The 19,715-nt window shown below is 53.5% G+C and carries 12 protein-coding genes; all 12 read left to right on the top strand.

The annotated features are described in order from the left end of the window. Window positions 1–221 precede the first annotated feature (221 nt). The 12 genes from IRJ17_RS00565 to IRJ17_RS00510 all read left to right on the top strand — a co-directional run bounded on the left by IRJ17_RS00565 (window position 222) and on the right by IRJ17_RS00510 (window position 19,711). Window positions 222–5,591, top strand: a complete 5,370-nt coding sequence (locus IRJ17_RS00565; RefSeq protein WP_242772713.1) for an Ig-like domain-containing protein — start codon at window positions 222–224, stop codon at window positions 5,589–5,591. Between the two features lie 353 nt (window positions 5,592–5,944). Then, window positions 5,945–6,883 carry a nickel ABC transporter permease gene (gene nikB, locus IRJ17_RS00560; RefSeq protein WP_122966356.1) on the top strand — a complete coding sequence of 313 codons (939 nt, stop codon included), beginning with the start codon at window positions 5,945–5,947 and terminating at the stop codon, window positions 6,881–6,883. A 1-nt stretch (window position 6,884) separates the two neighbouring features. Next, window positions 6,885–7,772 carry an ABC transporter permease gene (locus tag IRJ17_RS00555; RefSeq protein ID WP_173598718.1) on the top strand — a complete coding sequence of 296 codons (888 nt, stop codon included), beginning with the start codon at window positions 6,885–6,887 and terminating at the stop codon, window positions 7,770–7,772. A gap of 52 nt (window positions 7,773–7,824) precedes the next feature. After that, complete coding sequence (locus tag IRJ17_RS00550; protein WP_173598717.1) at window positions 7,825–8,814, top strand: ABC transporter ATP-binding protein; 990 nt, start codon at window positions 7,825–7,827, stop codon at window positions 8,812–8,814. Further along, on the top strand, window positions 8,811–9,779 hold the full coding sequence (locus IRJ17_RS00545; RefSeq protein WP_173598716.1) for an ABC transporter ATP-binding protein: 969 nt from the start codon (window positions 8,811–8,813) through the stop codon (window positions 9,777–9,779). The genes IRJ17_RS00550 and IRJ17_RS00545 overlap by 4 nt, the downstream gene beginning before the upstream one ends. Before the next feature lie 52 nt (window positions 9,780–9,831). Next, window positions 9,832–10,938, top strand: coding sequence for an aminopeptidase (locus IRJ17_RS00540; RefSeq protein WP_173598715.1), 1,107 nt, complete (start codon window positions 9,832–9,834; stop codon window positions 10,936–10,938). A gap of 45 nt (window positions 10,939–10,983) precedes the next feature. Beyond that, window positions 10,984–11,985 (top strand): dipeptidase, encoded by a 1,002-nt coding sequence (locus IRJ17_RS00535; RefSeq protein WP_173598714.1) that lies wholly within the window; start codon window positions 10,984–10,986, stop codon window positions 11,983–11,985. Between the two features lie 21 nt (window positions 11,986–12,006). Beyond that, entirely contained in the window at window positions 12,007–13,326 is a 1,320-nt protein-coding gene (locus IRJ17_RS00530) for a helix-turn-helix domain-containing protein (RefSeq protein WP_173598713.1), read from the top strand. A gap of 167 nt (window positions 13,327–13,493) precedes the next feature. Further along, on the top strand, window positions 13,494–15,137 hold the full coding sequence (locus IRJ17_RS00525; protein WP_173598712.1) for an ABC transporter substrate-binding protein: 1,644 nt from the start codon (window positions 13,494–13,496) through the stop codon (window positions 15,135–15,137). 26 nt (window positions 15,138–15,163) lie between these two features. After that, complete coding sequence (locus IRJ17_RS00520; protein ID WP_229049819.1) at window positions 15,164–16,804, top strand: ABC transporter substrate-binding protein; 1,641 nt, start codon at window positions 15,164–15,166, stop codon at window positions 16,802–16,804. Window positions 16,805–16,828: 24 nt separating this feature from the next. Continuing rightward, window positions 16,829–18,244 carry a serine hydrolase gene (locus tag IRJ17_RS00515; RefSeq protein ID WP_122966373.1) on the top strand — a complete coding sequence of 472 codons (1,416 nt, stop codon included), beginning with the start codon at window positions 16,829–16,831 and terminating at the stop codon, window positions 18,242–18,244. Window positions 18,245–18,247: 3 nt separating this feature from the next. Further along, window positions 18,248–19,711, top strand: coding sequence for a serine hydrolase domain-containing protein (locus IRJ17_RS00510; RefSeq protein WP_242772710.1), 1,464 nt, complete (start codon window positions 18,248–18,250; stop codon window positions 19,709–19,711). Window positions 19,712–19,715: the final 4 nt, after the last annotated feature.

Below are 19,715 nucleotides of genomic sequence, written 5' to 3'. Positions count from 1 at the left end.
AGAAAGATTTTTCGAAAGCAAAAAATTTACATGTAAAATATTTCTTGACGGATGTTGAGGACAGGAGCATAATGATTCATGCCTGTAGTTGAGAAGGATTATCATTTTCAGTAAATGACAGGGATACGCGCTGCGAGCCCTGTTTTTTTGCGGCATTATTGATAATGATTATCGTTATATGTTCACTCTTGATCATTATTTATGAAAAAGGAGCAGTAGAAATGAAAAAGAAAACGATTTGTCACGTGGCGATCTCGACCGGCTTCCTCCTGTCGGCAGTTGCGCCACTGTCACCAGTAACTGCGTTTGGCATGTCGAAGAGTGCCCAGACGTATGCAAGTGCTGTAGAGTCTCACGTTGCGCCCAGTTCCAGTGAGAAGCCGTTCGCGATTGCTTCTGTGTCAGCGGTAAACGGTCTGATCAAGGTTGCATTCACGGGCAAACAGGAGAAAAAACCTGTGCAAGGCGATTTCAGTCTGGCACTGGACGTGAACGGCAAACGGCAAAAAACAGTGAAGGTAACCAAATTTGCCTGGGATGAGCAGACATCCACTGCGCTGATCTCCTTCAGTCCGCTTGCTTTTTCCACGAAGGAACAAAAAGTAGATATCGCTATTTCCTACAAAGGCAATGAACCCGTGACAACCAGCTATGAGCTGGCCCGCAGGCAAGAGCGCATGGAGAGTTTGTCCGTCGAGTACATCGGGGCAGACGCCGAACTGGCACTTGGAACCGAAGATGACCGCATGTCTTTGGTGGCTGTTGCCAGAGATAAAGCTGGCCGACAAGTGAAAGATCCGTCTGTTGTCTGGAAATCGGGCAACGAGAAGATCGCTGTCGTTGACAGAAAAGGAAATGTGCGCGCGGTAGGTGTGGGAACGGTAAATATTACAGCGACATCCGGCAAGAAAACCGCTTCGCTCAAGCTGGAGGTAACGCCGGGGGATGCATTGGTAACGAATCTGGAAGCGGCCAATGGATTTGTCTCCATGAAAGTGCATGATGCTGCTGACAGCATGCCATCTGCTGATGATTTTACGCTTGCGACCACCATTAACAAGAAACAGAAAAATGTGTCCGTCTCCCGTGTAGACTGGAACGAGGAAACACAGACCGCTACGCTAGTATTCGAGCCGATTGAACCTGCCAAAAGAGATCAGGAAGTAGGTATGGCTGTAACCTATAAAGATTACGAGGCCAGCGCCAAGCTATTTACGGTGGCAAGAACAGGCACGAAGCCGCAAAAAGTAGAAATCATGCACTTTGGCCACGACGCGATTTTGCATGACAGTGATGCCGAGGATCGCTCCCTTGCGTTGTGGGCTGTGGCAACCGATCGTTCGGGTCGGGTTGTGAGCGGAAACGACGTGAACTGGAAAATCGCGGACGACGCGGTAGCGACGATTAGCGAAAACGGTGTCGTTACAGCGAAGGCAGCCGGAACAACGGAAGTCACGGCGACGATCGCGGGAGTCTCTGCTGCGTTCGCGATTGAAGTGAGCGCAGGAAAAAGACCGCAGCTGGTGCTGGGCCAATCTCGCGTGACAGAGTCCGCGTCCAATGACGGGCAAATTGCTGAACAGTTGGAAGTAACATTGACAGCTGGAACGTTTGCACAAGATATTGCAAACGAAGATGTGACGGTAGCGAAGCTCCCTGCTGGCTTGAAAGCGAATGTTGTCCGCGTAGATGACCAGAAGCTGCGCATCAGCTTCACGGGAAAAGCAGAGCGACACACAGCTGGCGATAGCGTTTCCCAGCTCAAAGTAACCGTAGCGAAAGAAAAAGTGAGCGGCGCGTCCCGTGATTTGACTACCGATTCGTTTGCAGTTCAATTTTTGGATGCGGTCATTTCGCCAACGACTCCGACTACGCCAACCATCCCGGTTGATCCGAACAGCGAGCTTGCGCCAAACAAAGCCGCAGGCACATTCAACAAATCGTTCCAGCTTTCCAGCCTCGGTTCATATGGGCCTAACAGCGGTTTGACTACAGTGAACGGAAACATTGGCATCAGCACGAACGCAGCAGGCACCATTACTCTGCAAAATCTCGATATTCGCGGAACGGGCGGAAGCAACGGCAGTCTGGTTGTTGATGCGAAGAATGCTACGGTCATTTTGCAAAACGTCAAAGTAAACGGCGTGCAAGTGCAAAACGTTGCGGTGGGAACGCTCGATGTACGAGGAGCCGGAAGCGCGATCCAGCAAATCACGATTACGGACCCGGATGGCGGCAGCGTGAAAGTGGACCCGAACTCTTCCGTTCAGCGACTGGAAATCATGTCCGGTTCCACGCAGCAACCGATCAAGCTGCAAGGAACGATCGCAGGGGATGTTGTGGTCAACGGCAACTCGTTTGTCCAGCTCGATACTGGGGCGAAAGTCGGCAAGCTGGAAGTTGGAAGCACGGTAACAGATGCCAAGCTGGACATTCGCGGCGCATTGGGAGAGCTGAGTCTGGGTACAAGCAGCCTGACATTTGCAAACCAAGACGCAAATGAACTGCTGGCACTCATCGAGAAGCTGACGGCAACGCCGAATGTCGATCTGGGAAGCATCCAAATGGGAGCGCACTCCCTGAACGATCTGAAAACAGCTTTGGACAAGCTCGCTCTGGTGAAAACGGCAGTCGAAGCATACGAATCGCTCGCACTCGCTACCGCGGAAGACATTCAGAAGGCGGTTCAGGATGGCGGACAGGCAGCGCAAGCGGCACTGGATGCAGCGAAGCAAACAATGGCGCAAGCCACAACCATTGCCGAGTGGCAAGCTCGCATTGATGCGCAAACAGCAAAAATTGATGCAGCTTCCAAAGGACAGCCAGTACCGAACACGGATAAAACGATCGTTAGCGTACCAGAGGTTGCGGAAAAATCGTACGAAAACCACACCCCTGCCTATAACTTCGAGCTTCCGAGCTGGGTAGAAGTGACCTTGAGCGATGGAACAAAAGCAGAATTGTATGTGCGTTGGGACTTTAGCGCGTACGATCCTGATTTGTCCAGCAAACAGACCTTTACAGCCGTAGGTACTCTGCGAGGAAGTTCTTGGAGCGCAGAGCTGCCAACAGGTGTGAAAAACGCGCAAAACCTCAAAGCACAGGCGAAAATCACGGTTGAGGGTGCGATGCAAGTCATGAGCGTAGCTTCCGTGCCGATGAAGACGAACGTTGAAAACGGAACTAACTTCTATCAGCTTGGTCTTCCGAATGAAGTAACGGTTACGCTCAGTGATAACAGTACCCAAAACGTGGGTGTTACATGGCAGCAAGGCGATTATGATCCACAAAACCTGGCAGCCCATGTTGTCACGATCAAAGGCCGTCTGGGAGATCGCTACGGATTGCCGCGCGGGATCAAGAACGACCAAAATGTCGAGGCGGAAATCCAAATTTCTGTCAATGCCGCACGGGAAATCGAAAGCATTACGCCAGTCCAACTCACAGGTGTACTGAGCGGAACGGCGAAAACGGCAAAAGCATTGGGCTTGCCGGAAACCGTTGAAGTCGTGTTGTCCGGGGGCAAAAAAGTAGCAGTGCCTGTTCAGTGGGACGTAGCAAGCACAACCTATGATCCTGCCAAAGCAACAGCGCAGATGTTCGAGGTCGAAGGCAACCTGACGAACATTCCGGATGGAATTGTTCCAGGCAGCACACTGAAAGCGAAGGCTACCGTTGCGACTGGAGATGCCGTGCCGATTACCAATGTAGCGACTGTAACTGTTGCGAATGTACCGGGCGGAATCAGCAAAACGTATTTGGCCGCTTACTTGCCGAAACAGGTGGATGTAACTTTGCAGGACGGCAAAAACGCGAAAGTAGACGTAACATGGGATGTAGCGGGATCGACCTACAATGATTCAGATGAGCAAGAGCAATCGGTAGTCGTGACAGGTACGCTGGTAAACCTTCCGCCAGGAGTAGCGGAGAACAATCAGACTGCGACGGCAAATGTTACGGTTCAAGCAGTTCGTTATGTAGAGAGTGTCGATTCGGTTTCCATCAGCGGCATTGCCAACGGGACGAACGCAACAGAAAAAGGCTTCAATCTGCCGACACATGTAACGGTAAACCTGACGGACAACAGCACGATTCAGGCTGACGTGAAGTGGGATTTGCAATCGGTCAATTACCAAAAACAAGATAAAAATGCACAAAATGTAACCGTGACAGGCAGCCTTTTGAACTTGCCGACAGGGGTTAAGGCAAATCAGTCTGTGCATGTTGAAGCAACGGTTCATGTAGACGCAGAGGTTGCACTTGCGGACAGCACAGGGGTGGTTCTGTCAGATGTGGTGACCAGACAGGAAGGAGAGGCGACAACGGAAGTTCTCGGAGAATACTTCCTGCCGCTTTCCGGCACGGTTACAGGAGCAAACGGACAGCCGATCAACGGCCCGGGAACCGCACTGCTCGTACTGAACATGTCGATCAACGGAACGGATGTAAACACGATTGATTACTTGAATCGTAAACTACCTTTGAACATGAAGCTGTATGTCGGATGGGACACAGAGCAAATGCTTTCGGAAGTGGCATCCGTGTTGACAGCAGCGCTTAAACATCACCCGGAAGGAAACAACTACCAAGTAATCATGTCTTCTGATCCGGCGGGAATCATCATCAAGCAAATGCCAGGCGCTGGCGATGAAGCGACTGTGCTGATGAGCGTGGTGGAAAATGGCTCCGGCTCGGCTGTAGAAGGCTTGACGTGGGGTTCGTTCACCACAGTAAGAGAAGGGCACTACGGGCATAAGGGCGAAAATGCGATCTTCCGGGTTAGAGTGACCACAGGAGCTGCCGTTACAGGGAAGGTCATCCTGCACATTGCGGACGGCCAAGTTGATAAAAAACTTGCCGTTGCCGTACAGGCAAACGACAGCGCTGAGCAGGTTGCGGAAAAAATCAGACAGGCAGTCGCTGACGATTTCGAATTGAACAGCATCTATCACGTCGCGATTTCCGCAAATTCGCTGATGTTCGAAGCGAGAGAAGCGGGCGAGAAGCATCTGGCCGTAACGGTGGAAAACGCCGGAACGCCGACCGATCCAGGCACGCCGACTGACCCAGGCACGCCGACTGACCCAGGCACGCCAACCGATCCGGGAACCCCGACTGATCCAGGCACCCCGACTGATCCGGGAACGCCGACTGATCCGGGCACGCCGACTGATCCGGGAACGCCGACTGATCCAGGTACGCCGACTGATCCGGGAACGCCGACTGATCCGGGCACGCCGACTGATCCAGGCACGCCGACCGACCCAGGCACACCAACCCCTTTGCCAGAGCTTGGTGCCCATTTGGAAGCTTCGTCAGATGAGTACTTCTCCAAAGTTGTTCTGCCTTCCGCAATTGATTTTAACAACGTGCGCTACTTGAACACGATGTCGGACAGACAGCCAACTGATAAGTACAAAGCTGGCGATGCCGTTCCAGATGATGCGAAACAACTGCACGAGTCAGGGGAGTTCCGCGGAGTGCCCGGCATGTGGTTCATTTTGTTCGAGGTCGACGCGAACAATAAGATCGTGAAATACCAAGAAATTTTGATAAAAGACGAAGACGTGAACTTGCCGAATTGGGACTAATCACGCATAAAAACCCGCTTTCTGCCATGCAGGAGAAAGCGGGTTTTCTCTTTTTTGCCTGAAGATGAAAAAGCTGATTGGCAATACTTGTCCGCCCACAGGCTGCCCGCCTAGTTCCCACCACTATCAGAAAAAATCAAAATCACATATTGAACTTTCTATCAATTTCGAATAGACTGATACTCAAATGAATAGCGACTATATAACGACAAATGTCGCTGAAAAACAAACAGGGAGGGGCGGAACGTGTCGATCACCAGAATGCATGGCAAAAAAGTCGGGCTTGGCTCACTGCTTGCCGGCAAGCAAAACGGCAGTTATCTCATCTATCTTTGCAACCAGGTGCCTGCCTCATGACGCAATTTATTCTCAAACGATTGATGTCTGGCGTCGTCGTTCTTTTTGGACTTTCGGTGTTTACCTTCATGCTCATCCATTTCATCCCGGGCGATCCGGTGCGAATTATGCTTGGACAGCGGGCGACAGTGGAGCAAATCGAAGCCTTGCGCGAAGAGCTTGGGCTGAACAAGCCGCTCGTCTCCCAGTATGTCAGCTACGCATCCGGCTTGATTCAAGGAGACTTGGGCACTTCGCTCAAAACGGGCAGGCCGGTCAGTACCGAGATCGCCGAACGCTTTCCGGCAACGGCGAAAATGGCAGTGGCAAGCCTGGGCGTTGCCGTGATCGTCGGAGTGGGGCTGGGTGTGATTGCCGCGAGATTCAAGGACACGTTTATCGACGGGATGATCATGATGTTTTCCACCTTGGGCATGGCGTTGCCCGGTTTTTGGCTGGGGTTGCTCGTCATCCTCGTCTTCTCGGTGCATTTAGGCTGGTTTCCGATTGCGGGCGGAACCGGATTGCTGGATATCGTGCTGCCTGCCCTCACGCTCGGCACCTTGATGGCGACAGCACTCAGCAGGCTTACTCGCGCGGGGATGGTAGAAATTTTGTCCAACGACTACATCCGAACCGCCCGGGCAAAAGGCATGGGGGAACGAATCATTTTGCTCCGCCACGCTTTTCGCAATGTGATGATCCCGATTGTCGCCGTCATTGGCCTGGAGTTTGCGGGCCTGTTGGGTGGAGCCGTCATCGTGGAGCAAGTTTTCAATTGGCCGGGAATCGGCACTCTGGCCATCCAGGCGATCAGCTCCCGGGACTTTCCGATGATCCAGGGAACGACATTGTTCATCGGAGCGATTTACGTCGTTGTCGTGATTGTAATTGACGTCTTGTACGCTCTGCTCGATCCCCGGATCAATTTTTCCGCCAAAAGGGAGGGTGCATGACATGAGCGAGATCAACAAGGCCGTAACCGTTCGCTCCATGTGGCGCAAAGAACGCCAGCTTCCCCGCTTCGAATTGCTCGGCAAAATCATGCAAAGAAAAAAGGCGAAATACAGCTTTTTGATGATGCTCGGCATTATCGTGATCGGGATTATCGGCCCGTGGATTGCCCCGCACGATCCGACCAAAACGTATTACGAAGCTTTCATGCAAGGCCCGTCGAAACAGTTTTGGCTTGGGACGGATGCGATCGGCAGAGACATTTTATCGCGGCTTTTGTACGGCACGCGGGTGACGCTGACGGCAGCAGTCATGGCGTCGGCGATGACCTTTGTGGTCGGGACGCTCCTCGGAGTGACCAGCGCCTACATCGGAGGATTTTTTGACAATCTGATCATGCGAATCATGGACGTGCTGCTGGCTTTGCCGGGGATTGTGCTCGCTCTGGCAATCGTCGCAGCCTTGGGGCCAAGCCAGGAAAATGCCATGATTGCGATCGGAATCGCCTCCATTCCCGGGTTTTCGATTTTGGTCCGCGGAGCAGCGCTGTCCATCAAAGAGTCCGGGTACGTGGAAGCGAGCAGATCCATCGGCAGCTCAAACTGGTGGATCATCATCAACCAATTGATTCCGAATATCGCCAACGTGCTGATTGTGTATACGACCATGTTCATCGGCGGAGCGATTCTGTCCACATCTGCGCTCGGGTTTATCGGACTTGGGGCACAGCCGCCTACCCCGGAGTGGGGAACGATGCTGAACGAAGGCAAAGATTACTTGCGGGAAGCCTGGTGGCTGGCGACTTTTCCGGGGATCGCGATTACCGTCGTTGTTTTTACCGTCTACATGCTCGGAGATGCTTTGCGCGACATTTTTGACCCGAAAGCATGAGTCGGAGCAATCAAGGCAGCGAGTGCTGTAGCTGGAAAGGAGTGCAGACAAAATGACCCATGTGCTGGAGGTATCCGGCCTGACAACTACTTTTGCGAAAAATGAAAAGGCTTTCAAAGTGGTAGACGATCTTTCGCTGTACGTCAGAAAAGGCGAGGCTTTGGGCATCGTCGGAGAATCGGGGTGCGGCAAAAGCGTAGCGTCCCTGTCCCTGATGCGCCTTTTGGACAAGAACGGCAAGACGGAAGGAAGCATTTTGCTGAACGGGCAAAAAATATTGTCGTGCAGCGAACACGAGATGCAAAACATTCGCGGCAAAGAAATGGCGATGATTTTTCAGGAGCCGATGACATCGCTGAACCCTGTCCTGACCATCGGCAGACAAATGAGCGAGGGGCTGGAAAAGCACGAGGGGATGAAGCGTGCCCAGTCCAAGGAAAAAGTGATCGAGCTGCTGACACAGGTAGGCATTGCGCGCGCCAATGAAATTTACCACGAATACCCGCATCGCTTGTCCGGCGGAATGCGGCAGCGCGTCATGATCGCGATGGCGATTGCCTGTAACCCCAAGCTGCTGATCGCGGATGAGCCGACGACAGCGTTGGATGTGACGATTCAGGCGCAAATTTTGCAGCTGATCCAAAACGTCCGTACGGAGCGGGGCACGTCCTTGATCATGATCACGCACGACTTGGGAGTGGTGGCAGAGACGTGTGACCGGGTGATGGTCATGTACGCGGGACAAGTCATCGAATCAGCTGACGTCCGTACGTTGCTGCGCAACCCGAAGCATCCGTACACGATCGGGCTGATCCAGTCGACCCCGCATCGGTCCAAAGGGCAAAAGCGCCTGTACAGCATCGCGGGCAGCGTGCCGACCCCGGAGGAGTACCCGCAAGGCTGCCGCTTCGCTCCCAGGTGCGACAAAGCCATGCCAGTTTGCCTGGAGCAAAATCCGCAACTTTTGGCTGTCGACCAAGCATCCGATTGTCGCTGCTGGCTGTATCAGGAGCACACCAAGGGAACGGCGGTGAATGCATGAAAACACCGCTGTTGGAAGTGAGAAATTTGCAAAAGCGGTTTCTCACCGGAAAAGGGTGGCTGCAACAGCCGACCTGCGTACACGCCGTAAACGGTGTGAACTTGACGGTGACGGAAGGGGAGACGCTGGGAATCGTCGGGGAATCGGGCTGCGGCAAATCGACGCTGGGCAGATGCATTTTGCGCTTGATTGAACCAACCGAAGGCGAAATCGTGTTTCAAGGCAGAGACATTCGCCCCTTCAAAAAAGCGGACATGCACCAGGTCAGACGCAATATGCAGATGGTGTTTCAAAATCCGTTTGATACGCTCAATCCCAAGCTGACGATCAAGAGCATCCTGACCGAGCCGCTGATCGCCCACGGCATTCCGAAAGAACTACGCCAAGCATTGATCGAAGACACGATGGAACTCGTCGGTTTGAGCAAAAAGCAGCTGGCGCGGTATGCGCATGAATTTTCCGGCGGACAGCGCCAGCGGATCGGAATTGCCCGCGCACTGATGCTCAGACCGAAGCTGATCATCGCCGACGAGCCGGTTTCCGCCCTCGATGTGTCGATTCAATCCCAGATTCTCAATTTGCTGCAAGACTTGCAGGAGCAGCTTTCGCTCACTTATTTGTTCATCTCGCACGATTTGAGCGTAGTCGAGCATATCGCGGACAGAGTGGCCGTCATGTATTTGGGCGAAGTGATCGAGTTGGCGAAAAAGGAAGACCTGTTTGCCAAACCGTTGCATCCGTATGCGCAATCGCTGCTGTCGGCCGTTCCGGTATCTGATCCCGATGAAAAAAGGGAACGGATTCTCCTAAAGGGAGATTTGCCTTCGCCGTCCAACCCGCCGAGCGGCTGCAAGTTTCATCCGCGTTGCTGGGCGTGCATGGATATATGCAAGACGACCGCCCCTGCTTTACAAGAGGTAGAGGGGCGACTGGTTGCTTGTCATCTTTATGAAAGGAACGGGTGATGAGGCAGGCAAAAGAAAAAAATTTTACAGATGACGGAGGTGTCAGGAAACGATGCTGGACTCACGACTGACCAGACTGGCGAATGTGCTGGTCAACTACTCTACCCGCGTACAGCCGGAAGACCGCGTACTGATTGAAGCGATTGAAGTGGATATGTCCATGGTCAAGGAACTGGTGAAAGCGGTACAGCAAGCGGGCGGGCATCCTTTTGTAAACTTGCGGGATCGCACGGTGCAACGCCAACTTTTGCTAGGCGGGACTGCCGAGCAGTTCAGGGACGAGGCGGAAATTGATCGGTATCAGATGGAAAAGATGGACGCGGTGATCATCATCGAAGGCGGTCACAACATCAACGAGCTGGCGGATGTGCCTGAGAAACAGATGAAGCTGGCGGCGACTTTTGCCAGCCAAGTACGGCAAGTGCGGCTCCATAAAAAATGGGTGTATCTCCGCTATCCGCATCCTGCCATGGCGCAGTTGGCGAATACGAGCACGGAAGCTTTTGAACAGTTTTACTTCGACGTTTGCACGATGGATTACGCCCGGATGGCGAAGGCGATGCAGCCGCTAAAGGAATTGATGGAACAAACAGACCGTGTCAAAATAATAGGACCAGGCACGGAGCTTGCCTTTTCTATCAAAGGCATACCTGCTGTCCTGTGTGCTGGCGACAAAAACGTTCCGGACGGGGAAGTGTTCACAGCCCCGGTTCGAGATTCGGTGAACGGCGTCATTACTTTCAATGCGCCTTCTCCTTATCAAGGCTTTACGTTTGAGCATGTTCGCCTGGAGTTTGCGCAAGGCAAGATCGTGCAAGCGACAGCCAATGAGACGAAGCGGCTGACAGACATTTTGAATACGGATGAAGGCGCGAGATACATCGGAGAATTTGCGCTAGGGGTCAATCCTTACATCCGGGAGCCGATGCGCGACATCTTGTTTGATGAAAAAATAGACGGAAGCTTTCACTTTACCCCGGGCCAATGCTACGGCGCTGCCTCCAACGGGAACAACTCGACGATTCATTGGGATATGGTTTCGATTCAGCGTCCCGAGTACGGTGGCGGCGAGATTTGGTTCGACGATCGGCTGATTCGCAAAGATGGACGGTTTGTCTTGGCTGAGCTGGAAGCGCTCAATCCTGAGGCATTGAAATAGTAGAGACACGAGAGAGCCTTTGGGAAAAGGAGAGAGACACGGCGTATGACACATGTGATCGATGCTCATTTTGATCTGCTGATGGATGTGGCGATTCAGCGTGAGCTAGGCAGAAAACAAGTCATTGCAGCGGATTATTGGCCGGATTTTATCGCAGGCGGGGTACAGACGGTTGTTTCCGCGATTTATATCGACAGCAAGTTTTTGCCTGAGCTGGGCTTGCGCAAAGCGCTTCAGCAAATCAGCGCCCTGCATGCAGAAGCGGACGAGTCTGCGGACAAAGTGATGGTATGCAAAAGCGTGGCGGATATCGAGACGGCAAAAAAAGCGGGGAAAGTCGGCTTCGTCCTCTCGCTGGAAGGGGCAGAGCCGCTGTACAATGATTTGAGTATGCTGCGCGTCTTTTACGAGCTGGGGGTCCGGTTTCTGGGACTCGTCTGGAGCAGGCGCAATTTCGTGGGCGACGGCAGTCATTTTACACCTGTGCGTGAAGGGCGAAAAGGCGGGATTACCGAGTTCGGCGTGCGGCTGATTGAAGCAGCGGAAGCGATGGGGATGATTATAGATGTGAGCCATCTGAACGACGAAGGCTTTTGGGATGTCGTGGAAATCGCGAAAAAGCCGATCATCGCTTCCCATTCCAACTGTCGGGCACTCGCCAGCTCCATGCGCAATCTGACCGACGAGCAAATCAAGGCGATTGCTGCCACGAACGGAGTCATCGGGATGAATGGGGTCAACATTTTTGTCGCGGATCGGGATGAACAGTCTGATCTCGAACATTTGCTGAACCACGTGGACCACATTACCAAGCTTGTCGGGGTCGAGCACGTCGGAATCGGCCTTGATATTATCGAGCCTTTTATGAAATACGAGTCGCCGGATGCACTCACTTCGCTGACGCGCAAAGATTTTGACGTCGTGAAAGGACATATCCAGGTGCCGGAAATCTTGCGCGGTCTTGCCAGCAGAGGGTATACGGACGAGGCAATCGAGCTGATCATGGCGAAAAACTTCCTCAGAGTCTATCGGGAAGTCTGGAAATAAGACAGAAAAGGGAATGGACTTATGCTCATTAAAATAGCGGCAATCTCTTCGGAAGAATTTCTGCCAAGAATCTTGAAAAACGTCAACGCAGACGCGAATATCCAGATGAAATCGTATACGTACCAGAATCCAAAAGAGAGTGCAGCTATACTCGATCTTGTTGACGATTGCGATGTGCTGCTGTTTGCCGGGCCGCTGCCGTATTTTTTCGCCAGAGACAAGATCGAGCAAAAAAAATGGCCAGCGGTGTACATTCCTTTTGATGAATACACGATCTCACTGTCGTTGTTTCATACCATGCTCAATGTCGAGGGGGGATTGGAGCATATTTCCATCGACATGCCAAAAGCTGCGTATATCGCAAAAGTGGCAGAAGAACTGGACTTGCAGCCGACTTCCTGGCATGTGACGGATTACAGCGAGATTGTGGAAGACGGAGGCACGAGGTTCGACGTCGAGGAAGTGATCCGGTTTCATCGGGAGCATTGGGAGAAACAAGAGAGCAAGTTCGCGTTGACTGGCGTTGACTATGTGCACGTTCGGCTGCGCGAGCTGGGCATACCGTGTGCGCCGCTGATCGTTCCGGACAAGAACATCCGGGACGCGATCAATCAGGCCGTCGCATTCGGTCAGCTGAAAATCAGCAAAAACTCGCAAATTGCCGTCGGGATCGCGACTTTTCATCAGCAGGAACGGGCAAGCTACGAGACGGAAAGCCAGATGCAGGACGCAGCGATCATTTTGCTGCAAGAGCTGCTCGAACTGGTCAAGGAGACAGATGCTTCGATCCAAAAGCTGGGGATGGATCAGTTCATCATATACGGCACGCGCGGCAGCATCGAGCAAATGATCGAGTACGGCAAGATCGTGCAAGTGTTGGAAAACGTCGAACAACTGAGCAAAGTAACAGTGACGATGGGCTTCGGGTTTGGCCTGACGGCGAAGGAAGCGGAGGCGAATGCGCGAATTGCGATTTACCACGCCCGGAAGCAGAATGAGAACAGCGCCTATTTGGTCACGGATGAAAAAGAAGTGATCGGCCCGGTCAACGCCCAGGCGAAGACGTTCCAGCTCAAAAGCGAGAACAAGACCATTTTGGAAATCGCCGAGAAAACAGGGTCGAGCGTGGCGACGATCAACAAGCTCGTCCAGTATGTCAGGCTGCGCCGCGACAATCGCTTTACAGCTACCGACCTGGCGGATTATTTGCAGATCAGCCGCCGCAGCTCGGAGCGCACCTTGAAAAAGCTGATCGACCACCAGGTAGTGGAAGTCATCGGCGAAGAACAGCCGTATCAACAAGGACGTCCTCGCGCTGTCTATCGGTTGAATTACCAGTAAGCGTACACCCGACAGGCTCCGGTTTTCCTATGCGAAATGTGCGAAAGCCGGAGCGATTGTCAGGCTGCTAGTTTCCTGTCCGCCAGCTCAACAGGGAAATCTCAGCGGCAATTAGCGACTATATAGCGACAATGAAAATTTGGCCAAGGCCATAAAAGGGGGCACCCATGCTACAGAAGCTTTTGGATCGCCGCATGTCGTATTTGTTGCTTGTCTGTTTACTCGCTTTGTCGGCAGTCGGATGCAGTTCTGCCACAGCTCCAGTTGAACAAGGCAGTGCGGAACAGCCAAAACCGACCGCCAGCCTAACTCCGAAAACGGGCGGCACCATCACGATCGGTTATCAGGTGGAGCCAGACACGCTCGACCCTCAAAAGACCGCGCTCTCCGCAGGCAATTTTGTCGGCGGTTTGCTCGGCGGAGCCTTGATGGTGCTCGATCCGTACACGTTTGAACTGAAGCCGCATTTGGCCGAGTCGTATGCGATCTCGGAGGACGGGAAAACGTGGACGTTCAAGCTGCGAAAAGGCGTGAAGTTTCACGACGGGACGCCGCTGACCGCTGCCATTTTCAAAGAAAGCATGGAACGGGCCATCGACCCGAAAACAGCGTCTCCGGTAACCGGACAGGAGCTGACCACGATTCGCTCGATTTCTGCTCCCGACGAGTCAACTTTGGTTCTGCAATTGGATCAGCCGACCGCGCCACTGCTTGGTTCCTTGTCGTACGCAGGCTATCAGCAGCCGATTTTGCCTGCGGCGCTGCAAAAATTCGGCAGCGACTTCGGACGAAATCCTGTAGGGGTTGGGCCGTGGAAGTTTGAGAGCTGGAAGACAGGAGAATCGATCACGCTTGTCCGCAACGATGACTACCAATGGGCAGCCCCGTTCGTCAAAAACCAGGGGCCAGTCCGTCCTGACAAGCTCGTCATCAAATTTATCAAGGACAACCAGACGCTGATCGCTGCACTGGACAGCGGCACGATTGATATTGCCGGCGTTCCTGCCAAAGACGTGAAGAAGTACAAGGACGACAAAGACTTCACCGTGCTGGAAGGAATGCAGCCAGTGGAGAGCTTCATCGGCATGAACATGGAGAATGAGATTTTACGGGAATTGGAGGTGCGCAAAGCACTCAATCTGGCGATCAACAAGGAAGCGCTCGTCATTGCCGATTTGCAGGGAGAAGGCGTGCCTGTTTACGGGCCGATTCCGCCCACGATGTTTGGCTACGATCAGGCAGTGGAGCAGTACGGCTACAAGTACAACAAGGAAGAGGCGATCCGGCTTTTGGAGGAAGCGGGCTGGAAGCCGAACGGACAAGGTATCCGCGAAAAGAATGGCAAAACACTCAGCCTCACGATGATCGTCGATGATCCCAAGCCTGGTCATCAGCTCATCCAGAGCATGTTCAAAGAGATCGGAATAGAACTGAATATTCAAAATTACGAATCCGCGACAGCGCATGCCCAAGCGGTGAAAGGCTCTTTTGACTTGATGGCAACTGATCACGGCAGCATCGATCCGAACATTTTGGACTTGTTCATGAACTCGAACCAGATCGGCGGATTGAACTTTTTCCGCATCAAAAACAAGGAGCTGGACTATTTCCTGGAAAAAGGCTCCACGGCAACGGACGCGGGTGAGCGAAAGAAAGCGTACGCCGCCATTCAAAAACTGGTCGTTGATCAGGCGTACTGGATTCCGCTGTATTCGGCAAAAACGTTCCAGGTCGTAAGCAACCGCATTCAAGGCGTGGAAGCCAATCCGCTGGGAACGTTGACGATCCAGGATATGTGGGTAAACGAATAGCCATTGTTCATGAGGGAGGGATCATTGTGGGGAAAAGAAAAGCAGTTGCCAGGTGCATCGGGTGCCTGTTCACCTTTTGCATGCTAATCAGCTTTGTCATCGGTTGCAGCCAGTCAGCGACTCCGTCGAAGCCGCCGGAAGCAACCGGACCAAAGGCGGAGGGCGCGCCGCAGGCAGGGGGAACGATTACGCTGGGGCTTTCGGCAGAGCCGGATACGCTCGACGTGCACAAAACAAACATGGACGTGAGCGGAGTCGTGTCGAGGTTAATTGGCGGTTCCCTGCTGTCGCTCGATCCGCAAACAAACGAAATCAAGCCGTATTTGGCGGAGTCGTACAACATCTCCGCCGATCAAAAAACTTGGACCTTCAAAATTCGTCCGGGGGTGAAATTCCACGATGGCACGGCGCTGACGGCTGCTTCTTTCAAAGAGACGTTCGAGCGGGCGATGGCGCCAGAGACCGCATCGCCAGGAGTGGGACCACTGCTCAGTGTGATTGCCTCCATCACTACCCCGGATGAGCTGACACTCGTCATCCAGCTCAAAGAACCGTCTGCTCCGCTGCTGTCCTACTTCGTGCAAGCGAACGTGACGCAGCCGCTGTCCATGGAGGCGGTGCAAAAATACGGCAACGAATATGGACGGCACCCGGTCGGGGTAGGGCCGTGGAAATTCGAGAGCTGGAAGACCGGAGAGTCGATCACGCTCGTGCGCAATGAAGCGTACCAGTGGGCAGAGCCTTTTGTCCAAACACAAGGGCCGCCGATGCCGGACAAAATCGTGTTCAAATTCATCAAAGACGCCCAGACGACGATTGCCGCGCTGGAAAGCGGCTCGATCGACATCGCTTCCATCTCGCCGCGGGAAGCAGCCGGGTACAAGCAAAGCGACAAATTCGCAGTGCTGGAAGCGACGAAGCTGGGGGTGAATTTTATTCAAATGAACCTGGAAAACCCGATTCTCGGCGACCTGCGTGTGCGTCAGGCGCTGAACATGGCCTTGAACAAAAAAGCGATCATCCAGGCTGACCTGCAAGGCGAGGGAGAGAGTGCTTTCGGGCCATTGCCGCGGAAAATGTTCGGCTACGATCCCGCTGTGGAAACATACGGCTACCCGTTCAATATCGAGGAAGCCAAAAAGCTGCTGGAAGAGGCCGGATGGAAGGAAAGCGGACAAGGCATCCGGGAAAAGGACGGGCAGCCTTTGAGCCTGCAATTGCTCACAGCAATGAGCTCGCAAAGCATTCCGCTGATGCAAAGCATGTTCAAGGAAATCGGCGTCGAGATCAAGGTGCAAAACGCGGAGCTGGGCAGCGTACTGGATTTGTCGGCAAAAGGGCAGTTTGACTTGAATGTGCTCGGCTACACCGACTTTGATCCCGACATTTTGTATTTGTTCATGCATTCCAGCCAGATCGGCGGATTGAATCACGCCCAGATCAAAAACGAGCAACTGGATACGCTGCTCGAACAGAGCCGCACTGTCGGCGATCAGGAGAAGCGGAAGCAAATTTTTGCCGAGATCCAAAAAATCGCGGTGGAACAAGCCTACTGGATTCCTTACTCGGAAGAAAAGACATTCCTTGCCGTAAACAAGCGGGTGCATGGCGTCAAGCTCGATTCGCTATACGGAATCATGCTGGGAGACAGTTGGGTGCAGCCGTAAACAGAAGGGAACGGGGTGGGGAAAATGGATTGGCAAGAGCAATTTGAACAGGCAGCGCAGCCGATTATCGACCAGTGCCAGGTACCGGGCGTGTGCGTGGGCTTGAACCAGGACGGGAAGAGCATGTATCGCCGCGGATTCGGTTATCGGGACAAAGAGCGCCACTGGGAGATTACGCCTGACACGGTAATGGGTGTCGCCTCGATTACCAAGTCGTTTACATGCGTGGCGATCATGCAGTTGCAAGAGGCTGGGAAACTGGAGGTGCACGATCCGGTTTTGGCCTACTTGCCGGAGCTTGTTACACCGGATCAGGCGTGCACCGAGCGGATGACGATTCATCATTTCATGACCCATACAGCCGGATTCCCGCTGCTGCCCACCGATTATTTGGCAATCAAGGGGCTGCCGGACGGCGACATTGCAGACGAGAATCATCCGATCCACAAGCAAATCAAAAAAGAACAGCAAAAATGGGTGAATACCCCCGAAGACTTCATGGAGGTCATGAGCCACATCGACTACCAGCTGTTGGGGCCGCCCGGAGCGCAATTCAGTTACTCCAACGACGCTTATACCCTTTTGGGCGCGATCATTGAGCGAGTCAGCGGGAAAACGTACGAGCAGTACATCATCGACCACATTTTGCTGCCTGCGGGCATGGCGAATAGCTCCTTTGCCTTGCAGGAGCTGTCCAAGTACAAAGAAGTGACGACGATTTACCGTTTGGCGGAAAAAGAGGGAGGGCCGGAAGTGTACCCTGATCCGCAGTGGGAGGAAGGGCCAGTCGTGCTCGCATCCGGCCATTTGAATACGACGGTCAACGACATGCTGCGCTACATGGACATATACCGGACTGGTGGATTGGTCGGCGAGGAGCGGATTCTGTCCAAAGCGAGCGTGGAGCAGATGACTTATCCGCATGTTCGCATGGGATACGGTCAGTATTACGGCTACGGCTTGTTCGTCACGCCGGACTACTACGGAACGACCAAGCTGGAGCACAGCGGCGGGTTGAAAGGAGTCGCATCGCAGATGGTCATCTTGCCAGAGCGCGGCATTACAGCGATTGCGATCGCCAATTTGGCGGAGACACCGATTGTCGAGCTGCTGAATTTTGCCATCAACACGCAGGAAGGTCGCCCTGCTGACGCACCGTCTGTTCCTTTTGGCGCGGAGCAACCAGTCGCTGCGGCTGATTTGCAGGCGTACACCGGGACGTATCGAGTCACAGTCGACCGCAAGCTGCCAGTGACGGTTGACAGCGATGTGCTGACGCTCGGTCTGGGTGGCAAGCAGCTTGCCTTGCGCCCAATCGGGGACGATTATTTCGTCATGAAACAAGATATCGAGGAGCAGGCGATCCGGTTCCACCGCGATCAGAGCGGCCAGGTAACGAGTCTGTCCGTAGGCGTCGTCCGCTTGCCGAAGGAGGTGTGAACCATGCATCAACCAGATTGGGTAAGCGCATACGAGACGCTCGCCGAACAGACGGTCCAAGAGAGCCAGGCTCCAGGGGTGATCATCGGCATCAATCAACATGGCGACAGTCTGTACCGAAAAGCATACGGCTATCGGGATGCGGAGCGCAAATGGGCGATAACGCCAGACACGGTCATGGGGCTGGCTTCGGTCACCAAATCGTTTACGTGCATGGCGATCATGCAGCTGCAAGAAGCGGGCAAGCTGTCCGTTCACGACCCGGTTGTCGCTTATTTGCCCGAGTTTCGGACACCGGATCAGGCGTGTACCGAACGGATGACGATTCATCATTTCATGACGCATTCAGCGGGAATCCCGCCGCTGCCTGTCGATATGCTTGCCGTCAAAAACTCTTTGTTTGATACGATCCCGGAGGAAGACAACCCGATTCACCGTTTTATCAAAAAGGAGCAGCAAAAGCCGATCCGCACGCATGCCGATTTGCTGGAGGTGTTAGCCCACGTGCAATATGAGCTTTTGGGCGAGCCGGGCCAGCATTTCAGCTACTCGAACGAGTGCTATGCCCTGCTCGGGGCGATTGTCGAGCGAGTGAGCGGACAACCGTATGACGTCTACGTCAAGGAGCACATCCTCGAACCTGCCGATATGCGAAGCAGTACCTTTTTGCTCGGCGATCTGCCGCGGTTCCCGGAGGTCACCACGATCTATCACAAAAGGGACAATCACGGGAAGCTGGAAGTGTACCCTGACTTTGATTGGGAAGAAGGGCCAGCGGTGATGGCTGCGGGACATTTGAACTCGACCGTCCGCGACATGTTGAATTACGCGGAAATTTTCCGCACGGGAGGATGCGTGGGCAAGGAACGGATTTTGTCGGCCGAAAGCGTAAGGCAAATGACGCTTCCGCATGTGATCTGCAACTATAAAAAGCATTACGGCTACGGCTTGATGGTGGAGTCGAATTATTACGGGGGCACGCTGTTGAAGCACGGCGGGGCGATCAAAGGAGTGGCGGCGCATCTGGCGATTGTCCCGGAAAGAGGGCTGACAGCAGTCGTCTTGGCTAATCTAATCGGCACGCCTGTCGAAAAGCTGACATTGACTGCGCTGAACCTGATCGAGGGAAGAGCAGCCGCAGAGCCTTTGACCAAGTACGAGGATTATCGCGTTTCCCCGGACCGTTTCCAGGCGTATGTCGGCGACTATGCTTCCGGCGAAGGGATGAACGTGAGTGTGACCGTCGAGGAAGGCGCGCTTGTGCTGACGAATCATACCGCTCTTTTCCCGAATGAAAAAGGCTTAAAGTACCCGCTGCTGCCGATTGCCGAGAATTATTTCCTGGCACAGATGGATGGCAGCGAGCTGACCGTTGGATTTGCGAACCAGGCAGATGGACAGGCAAAAGCCGTCTCCGTCGGTTACCGGCAAATCCCGAGAGTTTCCTTAACCAAGCCGGAGGTGTAAGAAG

Source organism: Brevibacillus parabrevis (genome assembly GCF_022701015.1).
Lineage (GTDB): Bacteria > Bacillota > Bacilli > Brevibacillales > Brevibacillaceae > Brevibacillus > Brevibacillus parabrevis.
Note: the sequence above shows the minus strand (reverse complement) of the source record. Positions and strands in the feature narration are given on the sequence as shown.

Bases quoted from the DNA above. Each gene is read 5' to 3' on its own strand.
- IRJ17_RS00525 (WP_173598712.1), top strand. From the start codon at position 13,494: ATGCTACAGAAGCTTTTGGATCGCCGCATGTCGTATTTGTTGCTTGTC.
- IRJ17_RS00515 (WP_122966373.1), top strand. From the start codon at position 16,829: ATGGATTGGCAAGAGCAATTTGAACAGGCAGCGCAGCCGATTATCGAC.
- IRJ17_RS00535 (WP_173598714.1), top strand. From the start codon at position 10,984: ATGACACATGTGATCGATGCTCATTTTGATCTGCTGATGGATGTGGCG.
- IRJ17_RS00545 (WP_173598716.1), top strand. From the start codon at position 8,811: ATGAAAACACCGCTGTTGGAAGTGAGAAATTTGCAAAAGCGGTTTCTC.
- IRJ17_RS00510 (WP_242772710.1), top strand. From the start codon at position 18,248: ATGCATCAACCAGATTGGGTAAGCGCATACGAGACGCTCGCCGAACAG.
- IRJ17_RS00550 (WP_173598717.1), top strand. From the start codon at position 7,825: ATGACCCATGTGCTGGAGGTATCCGGCCTGACAACTACTTTTGCGAAA.
- IRJ17_RS00565 (WP_242772713.1), top strand. From the start codon at position 222: ATGAAAAAGAAAACGATTTGTCACGTGGCGATCTCGACCGGCTTCCTC.
- IRJ17_RS00540 (WP_173598715.1), top strand. From the start codon at position 9,832: ATGCTGGACTCACGACTGACCAGACTGGCGAATGTGCTGGTCAACTAC.
- nikB (WP_122966356.1), top strand. From the start codon at position 5,945: ATGACGCAATTTATTCTCAAACGATTGATGTCTGGCGTCGTCGTTCTT.
- IRJ17_RS00530 (WP_173598713.1), top strand. From the start codon at position 12,007: ATGCTCATTAAAATAGCGGCAATCTCTTCGGAAGAATTTCTGCCAAGA.
- IRJ17_RS00555 (WP_173598718.1), top strand. From the start codon at position 6,885: ATGAGCGAGATCAACAAGGCCGTAACCGTTCGCTCCATGTGGCGCAAA.